Below are 233 nucleotides of genomic sequence, written 5' to 3'. Positions count from 1 at the left end.
TATCGATTTAGAAAAAAAGTACTTAGCCGAACGCTCTGGATTGCCAAAGAAAAAGGCACGGTAAAGCTAGCGGCAGCGAGTCGGCAATTTAATTTATCAAGACAAGCGATTTACCAGTGGAAACAACGTGCTGAAACAAGAACCGAAAGGCTTAAACCCGTTATGTCTATGGTGAAGTATTGGCGCCAGTTTATGCCAAGATTGGGGACACGTAAGCTCTACCAGCTCATCAA

At 43.8% G+C, this 233-nt stretch carries 1 protein-coding gene; it reads left to right on the top strand.

Annotated elements, in window-relative coordinates:
- On the top strand, window positions 1–233 hold a 233-nt coding region (locus tag AN944_RS21255; RefSeq protein WP_144430250.1), incomplete at both ends, for a helix-turn-helix domain-containing protein.

The organism is Shewanella sp. P1-14-1 (assembly GCF_001401775.1).
Taxonomy (GTDB): Bacteria; Pseudomonadota; Gammaproteobacteria; order Enterobacterales; family Shewanellaceae; genus Shewanella; species Shewanella japonica.
The sequence above is the reverse complement of the archived record's forward strand: the minus strand, read 5'-3'. Positions and strand labels throughout refer to the sequence as shown.